Origin of the sequence: Caballeronia sp. dw_19 (assembly GCF_018449515.1) — a bacterium.
GTDB lineage: Bacteria > Pseudomonadota > Gammaproteobacteria > Burkholderiales > Burkholderiaceae > Caballeronia.
On the sequence record NZ_JAAVUQ010000008.1, the window covers coordinates 127,192 to 143,907 of the forward strand.

Here is a 16,716-nt window from a genome sequence, read left to right on the forward strand (position 1 = left end):
GGGGCAGGTAGTTATTGCGTGATTGCCCAATTTCGGGATCGCTTCAGCGTGATATTGGAGACACCGGTACAGTCGGTTACGTCGGGAAATTTGTTGGCCTGACCTCGACCTCTTTTCGTAAATGTAAATGTCCTGGCGGCTTTTGCCGGGCGGTGCATGAAAGGGCGTGTTTCGGATCGTTTAGCCACGTCACCGCGGTACGATGCGGGTCCTTGAATCAGGAGACGGAGGCGCCGTGCGCGCTTCTTGCTCACCTAAATGCTTCGCTCCCCGATCGCGCGGCGCCTGTCGCGGCCGTCAGGGCCGGAACGCCGATCGCCCCTTTCTCGTCAGGTGTTTTTCGACGCGTAATTCTCATCATGAATAACCCGCCGCGCGCGCTGCACCGCGGCAACATGGAGACGCCTCATGCCTCAAGCTACGACGCAGGCCGTTCAGTCGCCGCGCTTTTCCTCACCGTTTGCCGCAGCCGTTCATGAAGGCCTCACGCACGCGCCGCAAAAAGAATTGCCATCGATGTATTTGTACGACGAGGTGGGCTCCGCCTTGTTCGAAGTCATCACCGCGTTGCCGGAATACGGCGTGACGCGTGCTGAAGAGCGTGTATTGAACGCGCATGCCGCTGATATCGTCGCCGCGTTGCCGCGAAACGTGACCGTTGCCGAACTGGGCAGCGGCAGCGGCCGGAAGACGCGGCGAATCCTGGAGGCGCTGTGCAAGAAGCGGCCGACCGAATACTGTCCGATCGAAATTTCGCCTACCGCGTTGCAATTGTGCCGGCGGGAGCTGGGCGACATCGAACGAATTTCGATCGTGGGCTATGAGCGCGATTATTTGGCCGGGCTGGCGGAGGTCAGTGCCAACCGGAAAGAGGGCGAAGTATTGCTCGTGCTGTTTCTTGGCAGCACGATCGGAAATTTTGCGCGGCTGGCAGCCACGCGGTTTTTGAAGTCGATTCGCGCCATGCTCAAGCCGGGCGATTCGTTGTTGCTCGGAATGGATTTGCTCAAGCCGCTGGATGTGCTGATTGCGGCTTACGACGATCCTATTGGCGTAACGGCTGCATTTAACCTGAATCTGCTTGCGCGGGTCAATCGCGAACTGGACGCGGACATTCCGCTGGACGCGTTCGAACATCTTGCACGCTTCAATCCCGATGCCCGCAGCGTGGAGATGCATTTGCGGGCAAAGCGCCCGGTGAGGGCCACCATTCGCGCAGCGGGATTGAGCGTTGAATTCCGCCAGGGCGAGACGATCTGGACAGAGAGCAGCCACAAATATCTCGCCGGGGAGGCGGGGCCATTGGCGGCAGATGCGGGATTCGAATGCACGAGGCAGTGGCTGGACGACGAATGGGGATTTGCCGAGAGTTTGCTGGTAGCGCGGTAACGCGGTTGGTTACTCGCGATGGACGTGGAGCGGGGGTTGAAGGCATCGCCCCGGGCTTGTTCGAAGCCCGGGGATTTCGCGTTGTTGTTTTGATTCGATAACGCCCGCTTTGGATAAGTCTGCTTGATGTCACGAGGGTCACGAGGGTCACGACGAATGTAGAAGCGCGAGTCGCTTGAAATTCTACGCCCATCGCTCAGCATTACTGACCAATATGCTACTCTGATCGATTCACCTTCCCGGCATCGCCGATACGAGTTAGCCTTCGTAGAACGACCATGAACGATGCAGTCCCGGCGACGACGAAAACAGGAATAGCGAAATACAAGCTCGAAAAAGGCAGAAGGCCGCACGGGGCGGCCTTCTGTCTCTTTGGCGTCATAGGGTCCTGAGGGCTGTCGGAAAACCGAGAGCAAAACAAGACTTATTCCCAGCGCTTACGAGAAAGATCATACCGCAATGAACAGTTTGAAGCAAATCCACGTTGCGAGCGCGGTGAAGGCGTTATCTCACGCAAGATTAAGTAACTACCGCACTTTTTTTGCCGCTGCCGACGACCGCGCGGCCTAGGGCCTCTACTGCTGGAACGAGGCGATCTCGTCTGCGCTCTCGAAAGTACTTGGGTTTACCGAGATCGCGCTGCGCAATCAATTTCACGCGGCCTTGAGCAGTCGCTATGGCGTGGGCACAACGCTCTCGCGCGACTGGTACACACATCTTCGCTTAAACCAGAAATCAGCGGATTCGGTCCGCAAAATTACGCACGGGCGCCGCCGGGTGGGAGGAGCATTCCAACTGGTTCCACGCATCCCGGCACCTTCCCCTGATGACGTCGTATCGAAACTCACCTTCGGTTTCTGGCCGCATATTCTCGACGTTACCCACGACAACGGCAATCAACTGCTGGACTGGTCCGCCATCCTGGTCGATGTTGCGCCAGGACATCGACACAGCTCCAACGCGTTTTGGAGCCGGCAAAAACATCGAGACGCATTGTTTGCACGGATCGATTTTTGTAAAGACTTGCGAAACCGCATTGCCCATCTGGAACCGGTGTGGAAAGCCGGTCCGCTGATGACCGAGGGGCGCCCCCGAACAGGCGTGGTTATCCGTGTGGAGCATTCGGCGCCATCAACACCCGGCGAGGCCTTATCTCGTCTGCAAACGGGATATGACCGCGTCCTCGACTTATTAAAGTGGCTGTCACCGGACCTGCACAATGTCTATATGGCGGGGGAGGCCCACCCACGTTTCACGGCGCTCAACCAGATCCCCGCGCTCGAAGCGTACAAGCGACATGGTGGTCATCGGCGCGTTGCGCCCGTGGATTTGAACGCGCATCGTTCGTTGCGGCGCTTGAAGAAGGCATTCAGGAACGTGAGCCCACGTCATGGCGCCGCTGAAGTTTGTCACAATGGACGGCCAATCGCCTGGTGGATTCCGATTGGATAACCGGCGGAGTAGCTAGTTGAGTAACTAGCTGATTAACCGGCACACGGCGAAAGTCGCCGGCATGCTCAAACCACCCTTTCAGTGCTGCTCAAACCGTTCAAACCGCTTCTCGATATACCGCTCCTCGCTGGCCAGATCCGTGACCCGCGCGTGCGGCGGCCCCCTGCGCAGCCATTCGAGCATCAGGTCGACCTGATTCGCCGGTCCCTGGATCATCGCTTCAACCGACCCGTCCTCCAGGTTGGCCACCCAGCCGCGAACACCCAGCGCATGCGCCCGGCGCACCGTTGCGTGGCGGAATCCCACGCCTTGCACCAAGCCCTTCACGTGCACGTAATACGTCTCTATTCGAGTATCCAGGTCTGGACTCGGCATCTTTGCTTCTCCCGATTAGTGCTGATTCGCCACGCCGCCAGATTTGTGCCGAAGGCACACCCCGGCAAACGCCATCAGGCCGCATTTTAGACAAGACCAGAAAAACCGGCAGTGCGCATGGGAATAGCGGCGTCCGCACAGCGCGAAATCAGTGCATGGGGCGAAGCAAGGGCCGACGCACCCGCAGCCTCATCCCAGCCGGAACGGCTGTGCACCCTCGGCCGTGTCTCCGCCCACCCGCCGCGCCACCGCTTCGCGCGGCAACGTCACTTCGAATACCGTGCCGCTCTCCGCGTCGGAGCGTACGTCCACTCGCCCGCCATGCATCTGGGTAATCTCGCGCGTGATATAGAGCCCAAGTCCAAGCCCGCCGGTTTCCTGCTGCGGCCGCCCCGACCGATACGGCGCGAAAATGGTCGGCAATACATCGACGGGAATCTCGCCTGCGTTTTGCACGCTGATCAGAACGTCGTCGGCAGCGTCGCCGTTCAGACGTACCTGAATGGCCGAGCCGTCACGCCCGTGCGTCAGCGCGTTGCCGATCAAATTCGAAAACACCTGCGACAACAGATCGCCATCGCCCTGCAACAGCGTATCGCCATCGCGGAAAATGAAGATGCGGCCCTTACCCACCCGCGCTTCGTATTCTTCAACAATATTTTTCGCCAGCGTCATCAACTCCACTGACCGCGGCTGCAGCGTCACGCGCCCGCCGCGCAGCCGCGCGAGATTGAGCAACTGGTCGACCATGCGCACCATCCGCATGCCGCTGCTCTTGATGCGCGTGCCAATGTTCGCGACGTTCTCGTCCGGCACGAACCGAGCAAGATATTCCGCCGATGCAATCACCGCCGACAACGGCGTGCGCAGGTCGTGGCCGAGCACGGCCATGAGCATTTCGTTGGCGTCGAGGAGTTGCTGGACGGTCGCGAGTTGCGTGGCGAGCTGCTGCTTCTGCTTCTCGATCTGGATGAACACATCCACCTTCGAATTCAGGATCCGCGAGTCGTACGGCTTGTACAGGAAGTCCACCGCGCCCGCCTCATAACCGCGAAACGTGCGCCCGGTGTCCTGCGCGGTCGCGGTCAGGAAGATGATCGGCACATGCGCGGTGCGCGGGCTGCCGCGCATCAGTTCGGCGAGTTCGAAGCCGTCCATGCCGGGCATGTTGACATCGAGAATGGCGAGCGCGACTTCGTGCTTGAGCAACAGTTCGAGCGCCGCCGGCCCCGAACCGGCCGCGAGCACCGAGATGTCCGGCCGCGCCAGCGACGCTTCCAGCGCAGTGATGTTGTTCTGCACATCGTCCACGATCAGGACGTAAATGGGCGGCCTGAGCGGCTGCCTGACAGATTGCCTGATGTGTTCCATTAGCGGAGTTCCATTAGCGTGTCAGCTCCAAGTCAACCGGGTTCGCGGCGCGTGCCCGCGACCATGCGCGCCAGGCGATCGGCCATGACGTCGAGCGTGAGAATGTCGTGCACGCCGCCGCGCGCGATGGCGCCGCGCGGCATCGCGTCGGCCACGGCGGTATGCGGGTCTTGCACCCAGCAGCGCCCGCCCGCCCGCGAGATCGCGACCAGCCCGCGCGCGCCGTCGTCGTTGGCGCCGGAAAGCACGACGCCGAGCAGCGTATCGGCGAAACATAGTGCCGCCGATTCAAACAGCACATCGACCGACGGCCGCGAAAACCGCACGGGCGGATCGACGGAAAGGGAGATCGTGCAGTCGGGCTCGACCAGCATGTGATACCCCGGCGGCGCAACATAGATCGTGCCGCCGGCGATCTCGTCCTTGTCGTCGGGCTCGACGACCGGCAACTGGCAACGCGCGGAAAACAACGCGGGCAGCAGGCTGGGCGGGGCACTCCTGACATGCATGACCACCAGCACGGCAGGGCGAAAATTGGCCGGCAGCGCGGGCAGAAGGTGGTTCAACGCCTCGACGCCCCCCGCCGATGCCCCAATCACGACAGCTTCGATTGCATCCAGGTAATCGGTCGACGGTGTCATCGCTAGACCTTTTGATACAACCGCTCGCGCGCATCGAAATCGGCGAAACTGCCCGCGTGTTTTGAAAACCGCAGGCTCTCTTTGCTGCCCAGTCCGAGAAACCCGCGCCGCACCAGCGAATCGCTGAACAGACCCAGCGCGCGGTCCTGCAACGCGCGGTCGAAATAGATCAGTACGTTACGGCACGACACGAGATGCGCTTCGAGAAACACGCTGTCGGTCGCGAGGCTGTGATCGGCGAACACCACGCGCGACTTGAGCGTCTGCGAAAATTTCGCCGCGCCGTAGGCCGCGTGGTAGTAATCGGAGAGGGAGCGTTTGCCCCCCGCCGCCAGGTAATTCTGGCTGAAACTGGCCAGCCGATCCAGCGGGTAAATACCGCTTTCGGCCTGGCGCAAGGCGTCGGCGTTGATATCGGTGGCGTACAAAACCGTACGGTCCGCAATGTTCTCCTCAGCGAACAGAATCGCGAGCGACCACAGTTCCTCGCCGCTGCTGCATCCCGCCACCCACACCTTGATCGACGGATAGGTCTGCAAGATCGGCACGACCTGTTCACGGATGGCGCGAAAATACGTTGGGTCGCGAAACATCTCGCTGACCTGCACCGTCAGGTACTGGAACAGGCGCGAGAACAGCGTGGCGTCGCGGAGAATCCGCTCCTGCAACTGCGACAGCGTTGTAAAGCCCAGATCGCGCAGCGCCTGCGTCAGGCGGCGCCGCAGCGAACTCACCGAATAATGGCGAAAGTCGTGCTGATACTTCAGGTAAACGGCTTCGAGCAACAGCTTCAACTCGATGTCGAAGATCGCTTCTTCCGTGTGCTTGAGGGTTCGATGTGGCATGACGGAAACGCGGCTATCGTTGGCGCAGCCAGACACGACATAACGACACCAGCTTGTCGACGTCGATCGGCTTCGAAATATAGTCGTCCGCGCCGGCTTCCAGACACTTCTGGCGATCGCTCGCCATCGCTTTCGCGGTCAGCGCGATGATCGGCAGCCGTGCATGGTCGGCGTTCTTGCGAATCTCGGTCATGGCGGTGAGCCCGTCCATTTCCGGCATCATGATGTCCATCAGCACGAGGTCAATGTCCGGATGGCGGGCAAGCGAATCCAGCGCCTCGCGGCCATTACGCGCGATTTCCAGCTTCGCCCCCAGCGGCTCGATTACATGCGACAACGCGAAGATATTACGAACATCGTCTTCGGCCAGCAGGATCGTGCGGCCCTCGAATACGTCGTCGCGCTGGCGCGCCGCACGCAACATGCGCTGCTGCTCGGGCGGCAACGCGCTCTCCACGCTGTGCAGGAACAACGTCACTTCGTCCACCAGCCGTTCCGGCGACTTTGCGCCCTTGATGATGATCGACCTGGAATAACGGCGCAGACGCTGCTCCTCGTCCGGCGACAACACGCGCCCCGTGTACACGATCACCGGCGGCGACGCATGCTCGTGCGACGTGGATACCCGTTCCAGCAAGTCATAACCTGAACCATCCGGCAAGGCCAGGTCCATCACGATGCAGTCGAAGGTCGCGCGGTTCATCTGCTCCAGCGCCTCTGCAATCGTCCCGGCTTCCACGATCTCGACCGTCGCGCTTTTCAGCAACGCGTGGATGCTCTCGCGTAATGCGGGGTCGTCCTCGACCACCAGTACGCGCCGGGTGCCTTGCGCCGAACGCGCTTCGAGCTTGCGGATCGCGCCCGCCAGCGTGTCGCGTGCGCTCGGTTTGAGCGTATAGCCGATCGCGCCGAGATGCAGCGCGACATCGGCATGATCCGTCGACGAGACGATGTGAATCGGAATGTGACGCGTAAGCGGATCGTGCTTGAGCCATTCGAGCACGGTCAGGCCCGACTGGTCGGGCAAACCGACATCGAGCAGGATACCGTTCGGCTGGAGGTCGCGGGCCAGTTCCACGCCTTGCGACGCGGTGGTCGCGTGCACGAAGTCGAATTCGAGTTCATGCGCGAGGTCGTGCAGGATGTGCGCGAAACGCAAGTCGTCTTCAATCGCGAGGATCACGCGATCCGGGCGCTTGCGATTGGCGCGGTCATCGGCTATGGGTTGCGGCGCCGGGTAGCTCGCATTCGGCGCGCGCCAGGACGACGGCTCAAGAGAGGACGAAGCCGACGCCATTGCCGCGAGGTGCGCCGGCGCGTGGCTCTGTACAGGAGCGACACTCGCCGCCACGGACGTATCCGCTTCCAAGCCAGCCTCCGGCTCGCTCATATGCCCGATCACATCAAGTTTCGCGGTGACCGTGCCTTCTTGAACGGCCAGCGGCAGCGTGACCGAAAACACGCTGCCCTTGCCCGGCTCGCTCGATACGCTCACTGAACCGCCCAGCAACCGCGAGAATTCCCGCGATATCGACAAACCCAGCCCGCTGCCGCCGTACTTGCGGCTGGTCGTGCCATCGGCTTGCTGAAACGCCTGAAAAATAAGGTCCTGCTTGTCACGCGGAATGCCGATGCCGGAATCGCGCACATCGAAGCGCAACGCGTGGTCGTCGTTGCTCGCCTTGTGCACGGAGACCGTCACCTGACCGTGCTCGGTGAACTTGAACGCGTTCGACAACAAGTTGCGCAGGACTTGCTGAAGCCGCTGGTTATCGGTGACGAAATACTCCGGCACGCCTTCCGCGCGCTCCGTCACGAACGTCAGGCGCTTCGAGTCGGCGATCGGCGCGAAGGATTGCCGCAACGACTGCAACATCCCGTCGATGGCAACCGGCGCGAACTGCACGTCCATCTGCCCCGCTTCCACCTTCGACAGATCCAGGATGTCGTTGATGAGCGACAGCAGATCGCTGTTCGACGAATGAATGGTCGCGGCGTAACGCACCTGTTCGTCGGAGAGATTGCCGTGCTTGTTGTCCTGCAAAAGCTTCGCGAGGATCAGCGAACTGTTCAGCGGCGTGCGCAATTCGTGCGACATGTTCGCGAGGAATTCGGACTTGTACTGGCTCGCTCGTTCCAGCGCCAGCGCATTCGATTCCAGTTCCTTTTGCGCGCGCACCAGTTCCGTTTTCTGCCGCTCAAGGTGCTGCGTGTATTCCTCGAGATGCACGTTGGTCTGCTCGAGTTCGGCCTGTTGCGTTTCCAGCCGCGCCTGCGTTTCCATCAAGACCCGGCCGCGCTCCTCAAGCTCTTCATTCGAAACCCGCAGCTCTTCCTGCTGAACCTGCAATTCCTCGCTCTGGCGCTGCGTTTGCTCCAGCAGCTCGACCATCCGCGAGCGATACTGCGCCGAGCGCAGCGCCATGCCCATGGCCTCAGCGGCATTTTCGAGCAGCTCGCGGGTATCGTCGACCGCGTTTTCATCGCCGATAAAACCCACTTCCAGCACGCCGATCACGTCGCCATCGGCCATCATGGGCGCGATCACGCAGTGGGTCGCAGGCGCCGATGCCAGCGCCGAGCCGACCGTCAGGAAATCCGATCGCGCGCCCCGGATCTCGATTGCCCGTTTCTCGTCGAGCACTTGCCCGAGCAGCCCCTGGCCTCGCGCAATCCGCTGCGGCACGGCGTTTTCGTCAGGCAGCGCCCACGCAGCGATGCGCTCCAGCGCATCGCCTTCACGGGTGTACAGCACGGCGACATGCGCGCCCACATAAGGCACGAGCGAGTGGAGAATGCCGTGGCCGACCGCTGCGGGGGCGAGATCGCCGCGCATCTGCAAGCCGATCTGGACTTCGCCCTGCTTGAGCCACGCGCTGCGTTGCAGGTTCAGCCGCGTTTTGATATAGAGATGCCCCACGCCGGCAAGCACGAACATCACGATCACGCCGATCACGCGGTTGAGCTGCAACACGATCGGGCCGGTGAGCGCGTCCGCGTTCGAAAGGATATAACCCGTGAACATCAACACGGAGGCGACGCCGGCGGTGATAAACGGTACGTTGGGGCGGTCGACCCACATGCAGAGCGCGACCGGCAGGATGTAGAACACCCAGATGGCGACGCGCAACGGCGTCAGCCAGTCGACCGCAAAGACGATCAGCAGCAACATCGCGATCGCGAAGTACAGCCATACGGATCGATTTCGACTGTCTATGAACATTGGCTAAAGATTTTCTTTAAATTTGAGGTCCGGCGGACTTAAGTAGCACCGGACCATAGCACGAGCCGCAAGCCCTTGTCACATATGGGTTGGCGGCTGATCGACACGCTTCGGAAGACGCGCAACTGTTACCTTTGCAAGACCAACAAGAGGCAAAAATGACTGACCCGTTAAGTGGGTTCGCCCGTGGGCGCGTGCTGGTCACCGGCGCATCCGGATTCGTCGGATCGGCGGTCGCGCGCATCGCGCGGGAACGCGGTTTTGACGTGCGCGTAGTCATACGCAAGACCAGTTCCCGGCAGAATCTTGAAGGACTCGACGCCGAAGTCGTGATCGGCGACATGCGCGACGAAGCCTCCATGCGAGCCGCGATGAAGGGCGTGCGTTACCTGCTGCACGTTGCCGCCGACTACCGCATCTGGGCACGCGATCCGGGCGAGATCGAGCGCGCGAACCTGGAGGGCACCGAGGCCACCATGCGCGCGGCGCTGGCCGAGGGGGTCGAGCGGATCGTGTATACGAGCAGCGTGGCGACGCTGAAGGTGAGCCCGGCGGGAGATATTGTCGATGAAACGAAGCCTGCCGAGGCTCATCAGACCATTGGCGCGTACAAGCGCAGCAAGGTGCTGGCGGAACGCGCGGTCGAGCGCATGGTCGCCCATGACGGCCTGCCGGCGGTGATCGTGAATCCGTCCACGCCGATCGGTCCGCGCGACGTCAAGCCGACGCCGACCGGGCGGATCATCGTGGAAGCGGCGACGGGCAAGATCCCCGCGTTCGTCGATACCGGCCTGAACCTCGTGCACGTGGACGACGTGGCGAACGGCCATTTGCTGGCGCTTGCGCGCGGGGTGATCGGCGAACGCTATATTCTCGGCGGCGAAAACCTGTCGCTGCAGCAGATGCTGGCGGACATTGCCGGCCTCGCCGGGCGCAAGCCGCCGACCATCAAGCTGCCGCGCGGCCCGCTGTATCCGCTTGCATTCGGCGCGGAGCTTTACGCGAAGTTCAGCGGCAAGGAGCCGTTTGTCACCGTCGATGGCTTGAGGATGTCGAAGAACAAGATGTACTTCACGTCGGCGAAAGCGGAGCGGGAACTGGGGTATCAAGCACGGCCGTATGGCGAAGGCCTGAGCCACGCGCTGGACTGGTTTCGCGCGAACGGCTATCTGAAAAAATGAAGCAATGACGCGTGGCGCGCATTGCCTGTTGTTTTGATGGCATTTTTAGCGTCATACACGCATTTTGTTACAACGTGTGGCGTCGTTGCCCGGTACGCAGCAGTTAAAATCGCAGGTTCGACGCAAGGCTAGCAAGGCAAACAACGCATGAACTTAACCGACCAGCTCGGCGCGCTGGAATCAAGCCTCGATGAGCTGATTCTGGCCGCCGCTTCCATTCCAGCTTCTCCCGAATCTTCCCCTGATTCTGTTGCTGACTCTCTAGCTGACGCGGCTGTTGAACCGGCAACGGCGGCGGCACCCGTAGTTGAAGGAAAACCGCTCGTGGCTGAAGAAAAACCCACGCTGAACGTCTCGCGCCCTGAAAAGAACGTGATCGAGATGACAATCGGCGGGAAGTCGGTGGCATTGAGCCCCGAAGGGGTATCGGAGTTGATCGAGGAATTATCGAACGCGCGCGCTTCGATGGACGTCGAACAGCCAGGTGGCCTGCCGCCCGGCTGGCGCTTTGTCGCGACGAAAAACCCGGTGATGGCTACGCAACGCTATGCAAACGGCGATCAGTTGCTGGTGTTGCGCCATACCGGACACGGCTGGGTGCCGTTCTCTTTCTCGCCCAACATGGTGATCGAGATGTACGCGATGCTGACCAAGCGGTGAGTCGAACCGTATGGGTGGACCTGCCCATACGACTTATCTTCATCTCCTCAAGGCGCCTGGACCCGCGCCTTCCACTGCCCGCCCTTCCCGCGCCAGAACCGTATTGCCGAGCCAACCGTCGCGCTGACATAAAACAGCGCGATCACCGGCAATAGCGGCGCCCAAAGTATGGAGCGGCGGTAGTAGCGCAGCATCGGCGAATACGCGCAGCACATGGCGAGCCACGCGAGCCACGCCGGCCATCCCTTCGCGCCAAGCGTCAACGCGAGCACCGGCGGCGCGAGATAGATCACGCACATCGCGAGCACCGTCCCGACCAGCAACAGCGCCGAATAACGCAACTGCGTGAACGCCGTGCGCGCAATCATGTTCCAGACTTCACGCCAGTTGTCGTAGGGCCGCAGCGATTCGCTGTCATCGGCAAGATCCAGACGGATCGGCCGCGCCGCGTTCACGCCGTTGCGAAACTTGATGCGCGAAGCAAGGCTGCAATCGTCGATCAATTCGCCGCGAATCGATTCGATCCCGCCCGCCTCCACCAGCGCCGCGCGCCGCAGCATCATGCAACCGCCCGCGGCCGCCGCCGTGCGGTTGCTCACGTTGTTCACCCACGCGAACGGATACAGCTTCGCGAAGAAGAATACGAACGCGGGAATCAGCGCTTTTTCCCACGTTGAGTCGCAGCGCAGCCGCACCATCAGCGAGACCAGATCGCGATCTTCCAGAATCGCGCGCGCGACGAGTTGCGAGGCGGCGTCCGCCGGATGGCGGATGTCGGCGTCGGTGAGCAGCAGGTAATCGGCCGGAAAACCCAGCCCGTCGATAGCCGCAATACCTTGCGACTGCGCCCACACCTTGCCCGACCAGCCGGACGGCAAGGGTGCGGCCGTCAGCACGGTCAGGCGGTCTTCGAAACCGCCGTCGCGCGCGGCGGCCTGAGCGGCGTCGGCGGTGCCGTCGGTGCTGTGGTCGTCGACGACAATCAGATGGAACGAACCCGCGTAATCCTGTGCGAGCAGCGATGTCACCGCGCGGCCGATCACATCGGCTTCATTGCGCGCCGGCACGACCGCGACCACCGCCGGCCACGCGCCGCGACGCGCAATCTCCGCCTGGCCGACAGCGTGAACCGTGCTTTCGCTGAGCGGTTCGAGGGCTTGCGCGCGCCAGAAACCGCCGCGGCCAAACAGCAGGACAAGCCAGATGAGGAGGGACAACCAGGCAATCAGGAGCATCGTCAATTCAGGGCAGGTCGATGAAGCAGGTCAATGAGTAAGCAGATTCAACATCAGGAGGGGCGCCAAACCGGATCAGGTCAGCTTTCGACCGAGCGCAATTGCACACCCACCCGGCCACGCAGCCGCATCGCAAGCGAGCGCACGGCGATTACCGCCCAGTCCGGCCCTTTCAGCACCGGGCGCTTGCGGAATACGTCGTAGCCGGCCTGTTCGATTTTTTCGAGGACTCGCAAACCGCCGTGCACGACGCTGCACAGTTCCAGCCCGAACCGGCCGGGCATACGCACGGCAAGCGCCGCGCCGCCAACGATCATTGCACGCGCGTGGTCGACTTCATGACGCATCAGCGCGCGCCAGGCGTCGTCGCAGATTTGCTCGTCGATATGCCGTTCGGTTACGCCGAAACGCTCCAGATCGGACAGCGGCATGTAGATTCGGCTCTTCTTCCAGTCGATACCCACGTCCTGCCAGAAGTTGATGAGCTGCAATGCGGTGCAGATCGCGTCGGAATCGGCGAGATTCTCGGGCGTGCTGGCGTCGAAGAGATGCAGCATCAGCCGCCCGACCGGATTCGCCGAGCGCCGGCAATAGTCCATCAGCGCAGGCCAGTCGGCGTAACGCGTGGTGTCGATATCCTGATCGAACGCCGAGACGAGATCGTAAAAGGGCCCGAGCGGCAGCCCGTATTGCGCGACGGTGCCGGCAAGTTTCTCGAACAGCATGGGATGAACCGGCGCCGGATGGCCGGCGGCGACGGCGTCCAGCCCGGCGCGGAAATCGGCGAGACGGGCGTGGCGCTCGGCCGGGTCGAAGACGCCTTCGTCAGCAATGTCGTCCGCCGTGCGCGCGACGTGATAAATCACGCCGACCGGCGCGCGCAGCCGTTTTGGCAGCAATATGCTGGCTACCGGAAAATTTTCGTAGTGATCGACTTCCATAAGACGGTCCAGGTATTCGACACGGCGCGCGGATGCCAAAATGGACATCGACGCACGCAGGTCGTGCGTGGCGGATCGCTGACGCGTAACAACATTCCGCTCATAAACCGGCGAAAAAACCGGCGAAAATGTTGGATAAGCGCAACGACTCGACACGGTATAAATTCTTATCGTGCGCTGCCCGAAAACCCGTTGGAGAACAGACCCGGCGCGGACCCCAAGCGAATCCGGTTCGCTCATGCCACCCGCTCATGCAACTTATGTGGCATCCGCCCCAATGCGGGTCGGGCTTTGCTTTCGCTTCGGCTTTCGGTTTAATCCTGCTGCCAGGATCAATGCTTCGACTGCCGCGGACCCCCGGCGTTCTGCCCGGCGAGCCGCTTGTGCGGGGTTTTCATCGTGCCTCGCAGCGCCCGCCCCGCCAACTCCCCAGCGCGCGGTATAGCCGCTTGAAAGCCGCCTCAAGGCCGCCTCAAAGGCCACGTCAAGATCCGGTTCACGGCAGCGCCATGGCGACCTCAAGGCCGCTTCGCGGGAAACGCGGCGAAGCGCTAGTTTACCGGCTTCCGCGTCCGCACAGTAATTCAACCCTGCCGGTAGAAACGGAAACACCCTCTTACAAGCATCCAAAAACTGAACGAGTTAGAATACGCGGTCAAGTTCGGCCTTAAAGTTGAAACGAATGGCGCATTTGCAGCCAGTTGTTTCCCAAAGCTTTTTCCGAGAAGCTTTAATTTTGCTTACAACAAATCAACCGGATTTGATCGAAGCTTATAGCCGGTTCCATTCGAAACCCGCGCCAGTCGGAGTTCGCCCGAATATGCGTATTATCCTTGCTCAACCCCGCGGCTTTTGTGCGGGCGTGGTCCGCGCGATCGAGATTGTCGATCGCGCTCTTGAACGACATGGCGCGCCCGTCTACGTGCGCCATGAGATCGTTCACAACCGGCACGTCGTCGACAACCTGCGTAGCAAGGGCGCGCGTTTCGTCGAAGAACTCGACGAAGTGCCGCACGGCGCCGTTGCTATTTTCAGCGCGCATGGCGTAGCGCAAACGGTGGAAGCCGACGCGGAAGCGCGTGGTCTGGACGTGCTCGACGCCACGTGCCCGCTGGTGACGAAGGTCCATGTACAGGGCCGGCAATATGTCGCGCAGGGCCGCACGCTGATCCTGATCGGCCATGCGGGGCACCCGGAGGTGGAAGGGACCATCGGCCAGATTCCCGGCACGGTGGTGCTCGTGCAAAGCGAAGCTGAAGTGGCGACGCTCGCGCTGCCTGTCGATGCCCCCGTCGCGTATGTCACGCAGACCACGTTGTCGGTGGACGATACGCGCGACATCATCGACGCGCTGCATCGCCGTTTCACGGACATCGTCGGCCCGGATACGCGCGACATCTGCTACGCCACGCAAAACCGGCAGGCAGCGGTGCGCGAGCTGAGCAAGCAAGTGGACGTTTTGCTCGTGGTTGGGGCAACCAACAGTTCCAACTCGAATCGGCTGTGCGAGATCGGCGCCGAAACCGGCGTGCCGAGCTACCTCGTGGCGGACGGCTCGGAATTGAAACCTGACTGGTTTGCGAACGCGCAGACTGTCGGGATTACGGCCGGTGCGTCTGCGCCGGAAGAAATGGTCAAGCACGTTATTAATGCACTGCGCGCGCTGGGTCCCGTCGAAGTCACGACGATGTCCGGCCGCGAAGAGAAAGTTGAATTCAAACTCCCCGCGAAGCTGACGAAGCCGCTGGCTGTGGCAACGGCATCCGCCGGCGCCCTTCGCGAAGATTAAGGAGCACACGCAATTGTCTATTCCGATGCTGCAAAAAGTCCGGGTTGGCGCTTACATCGCGCGCCAGCATTTCATGCGCAACAAGCGCTATCCGCTCGCGCTGATGCTCGAGCCGCTGTTCCGCTGCAACCTGGCGTGTAACGGCTGCGGCAAGATCGATTATCCGGACCCCATCCTGAACCAGCGCATCTCGATGGCGGACTGCCTCGCGGCTGTCGACGAATGCGGTGCACCGGTGGTCTCCATCGCCGGCGGCGAACCGCTGCTGCACAAGGAAATGCCCCAGATCGTGAAGGGCATCATCGCGCGCAAGAAGTTCGTTTATCTCTGCACGAACGCGCTGCTGATGGAAAAGAAAATGGACGACTACGAGCCGAATCCGTATTTCGTCTGGTCGGTTCACCTCGACGGCGACAAGCAGGCACATGACCATTCGGTCTCGCAAGACGGCGTGTACGAGAAGGCCGTTGCAGCGATCAAGGAAGCGAAGCGCCGTGGTTTCCGCGTGAACATCAACTGCACGCTGTTCAACGACGCCGACCCGGAACGTGTAGCGAATTTCTTCGACACGCTTGGGCCCATGGGCGTGGACGGCATCACGGTGTCGCCGGGTTATGCGTATGAACGCGCGCCGGATCAGCAGCACTTCCTGAACCGCGAAAAGACGAAGTCGTTGTTCCGCGACATCTTCAAGCGCGGCGATAACGGCAAGCGCTGGTCGTTCAGCCAGTCGAGCATGTTCCTCGACTTCCTGGCCGGCAACCAGACCTACGAATGCACGCCCTGGGGCAACCCGGCGCGTACCGTGTTCGGCTGGCAGCGTCCGTGTTATCTGCTCGGTGAAGGGTATGTGAAGACCTTCAAGGAATTGATGGAAACCACCGAGTGGGATAAATACGGCACGGGCAAGTACGAGAAATGTGCTGACTGCATGGTGCATTGCGGCTTCGAAGCCACCGCCGTGATGGACACGGTTGCGCATCCGCTGAAGGCCGCGCTTGTCGCCTTGCGTGGTCCGCGTACCGAAGGTGCTTATGCGAAAGACCTGCCGGTCGACAAGCAACGCCCGGCGGAATTCGTCTTCTCGAAGCACGTCGAGATCAAGCTGGAAGAAATTGGCCGCGCGAAGGGCAACAAGGGCGGCAAGCAGACGACGATCGCGGCTTGAGTTTGAATACGTGAACTCGGGCTGTGGTGTAAGGCTCGAGCTTATGGCTGCGGCAAAAGGAACGGGTGGATAAGGTCGCGATGAGCGGCGTTATCCACCCGTTTTGTATTTCAAGATGCATGTGTGGCGCACCCGTGTAGCATCGCGGGTTTTCAAAGCAAACAAGCAGGAAGCAATGGCTGACTTCAGCGTAATGATCAATCTCGGCAAAGCCGATCTGGACGACTACTCTCTCTTGGCGAAGATGCTGCGCAAGACCGGCTTCAGCGAGACAAAAGCGGCGCAAGTGGCAGCGGACTATCGGCTGCTGCCCGCTTCGTTCAGGTACTCCAGCGAGACCGAAAACATGACCGCGGTGAGAGAGAAAGCGCTGAAGTCAGCGAAGAGCGTTTCATCGAAGGCGATGGTGCTCGTGTCGGAATGCTGAGGCGGGGTTAAGACCGCGA

At 61.2% G+C, this 16,716-nt stretch carries 14 protein-coding genes; 7 read left to right on the forward strand and 7 right to left on the reverse strand.

Annotated features, from left to right (window positions below; genetic code table 11):
* The first annotated feature begins 408 nt into the window (after window positions 1–408).
* Both egtD and HB376_RS13975 read left to right on the forward strand, forming a co-directional pair.
* Window positions 409–1,389: an L-histidine N(alpha)-methyltransferase gene (gene egtD, locus HB376_RS13970; protein ID WP_213764254.1), complete on the forward strand. Its 981-nt coding sequence runs from the start codon at window positions 409–411 to the stop codon at window positions 1,387–1,389.
* Between the two features lie 681 nt (window positions 1,390–2,070).
* Complete coding sequence (locus HB376_RS13975) at window positions 2,071–2,841, forward strand: hypothetical protein (protein ID WP_213764255.1); 771 nt, start codon at window positions 2,071–2,073, stop codon at window positions 2,839–2,841.
* Window positions 2,842–2,919: 78 nt separating this feature from the next.
* Here the strand turns inward: HB376_RS13975 and HB376_RS13980 are convergent, their stop codons facing one another.
* The 5 genes from HB376_RS13980 to HB376_RS14000 all read right to left on the reverse strand — a co-directional run bounded on the left by HB376_RS13980 (window position 2,920) and on the right by HB376_RS14000 (window position 9,296).
* Window positions 2,920–3,216: an acylphosphatase gene (locus HB376_RS13980; RefSeq protein ID WP_213764256.1), complete on the reverse strand. Its 297-nt coding sequence runs from the start codon at window positions 3,214–3,216 to the stop codon at window positions 2,920–2,922.
* Between the two features lie 189 nt (window positions 3,217–3,405).
* On the reverse strand, window positions 3,406–4,587 hold the full coding sequence (locus HB376_RS13985; protein WP_213764257.1) for a hybrid sensor histidine kinase/response regulator: 1,182 nt from the start codon (window positions 4,585–4,587) through the stop codon (window positions 3,406–3,408).
* Between the two features lie 32 nt (window positions 4,588–4,619).
* The gene (locus HB376_RS13990; protein ID WP_213764258.1) at window positions 4,620–5,228 is read right to left on the reverse strand and encodes a chemotaxis protein CheB; all 609 of its coding nucleotides are present in this window, start codon (window positions 5,226–5,228) and stop codon (window positions 4,620–4,622) included.
* A gap of 2 nt (window positions 5,229–5,230) precedes the next feature.
* The gene (locus HB376_RS13995; RefSeq protein WP_213764259.1) at window positions 5,231–6,073 is read right to left on the reverse strand and encodes a CheR family methyltransferase; all 843 of its coding nucleotides are present in this window, start codon (window positions 6,071–6,073) and stop codon (window positions 5,231–5,233) included.
* A 13-nt stretch (window positions 6,074–6,086) separates the two neighbouring features.
* Complete coding sequence (locus HB376_RS14000) at window positions 6,087–9,296, reverse strand: response regulator (RefSeq protein ID WP_213764260.1); 3,210 nt, start codon at window positions 9,294–9,296, stop codon at window positions 6,087–6,089.
* Window positions 9,297–9,454: 158 nt separating this feature from the next.
* On the opposite strand from HB376_RS14000, the gene hpnA reads away from it, so the two are divergent.
* A complete protein-coding gene (hpnA, locus tag HB376_RS14005; RefSeq protein ID WP_213764261.1) occupies window positions 9,455–10,477 on the forward strand; it encodes a hopanoid-associated sugar epimerase in 1,023 nt (340 codons plus the stop codon).
* Between the two features lie 147 nt (window positions 10,478–10,624).
* Window positions 10,625–11,137 (forward strand): hypothetical protein, encoded by a 513-nt coding sequence (locus HB376_RS14010; protein WP_213764262.1) that lies wholly within the window; start codon window positions 10,625–10,627, stop codon window positions 11,135–11,137.
* Between the two features lie 47 nt (window positions 11,138–11,184).
* Here HB376_RS14010 and HB376_RS14015 read toward each other — a convergent pair whose 3' ends face one another.
* A complete protein-coding gene (locus HB376_RS14015; RefSeq protein WP_213764263.1) occupies window positions 11,185–12,372 on the reverse strand; it encodes a glycosyltransferase in 1,188 nt (395 codons plus the stop codon).
* A gap of 80 nt (window positions 12,373–12,452) precedes the next feature.
* On the reverse strand, window positions 12,453–13,313 hold the full coding sequence (gene hpnC, locus HB376_RS14020; protein ID WP_213764383.1) for a squalene synthase HpnC: 861 nt from the start codon (window positions 13,311–13,313) through the stop codon (window positions 12,453–12,455).
* A gap of 820 nt (window positions 13,314–14,133) precedes the next feature.
* Here hpnC and ispH point away from each other — a divergent pair.
* From ispH to HB376_RS14035, 3 genes are all read left to right on the forward strand, one after another.
* Window positions 14,134–15,102 (forward strand): 4-hydroxy-3-methylbut-2-enyl diphosphate reductase, encoded by a 969-nt coding sequence (ispH, locus tag HB376_RS14025; protein WP_213764264.1) that lies wholly within the window; start codon window positions 14,134–14,136, stop codon window positions 15,100–15,102.
* Between the two features lie 13 nt (window positions 15,103–15,115).
* Complete coding sequence (gene hpnH / locus HB376_RS14030) at window positions 15,116–16,270, forward strand: adenosyl-hopene transferase HpnH (RefSeq protein WP_213764265.1); 1,155 nt, start codon at window positions 15,116–15,118, stop codon at window positions 16,268–16,270.
* 175 nt (window positions 16,271–16,445) lie between these two features.
* The gene (locus HB376_RS14035; RefSeq protein ID WP_213764266.1) at window positions 16,446–16,697 is read left to right on the forward strand and encodes a hypothetical protein; all 252 of its coding nucleotides are present in this window, start codon (window positions 16,446–16,448) and stop codon (window positions 16,695–16,697) included.
* The last annotated feature ends 19 nt before the right edge of the window (window positions 16,698–16,716 follow it).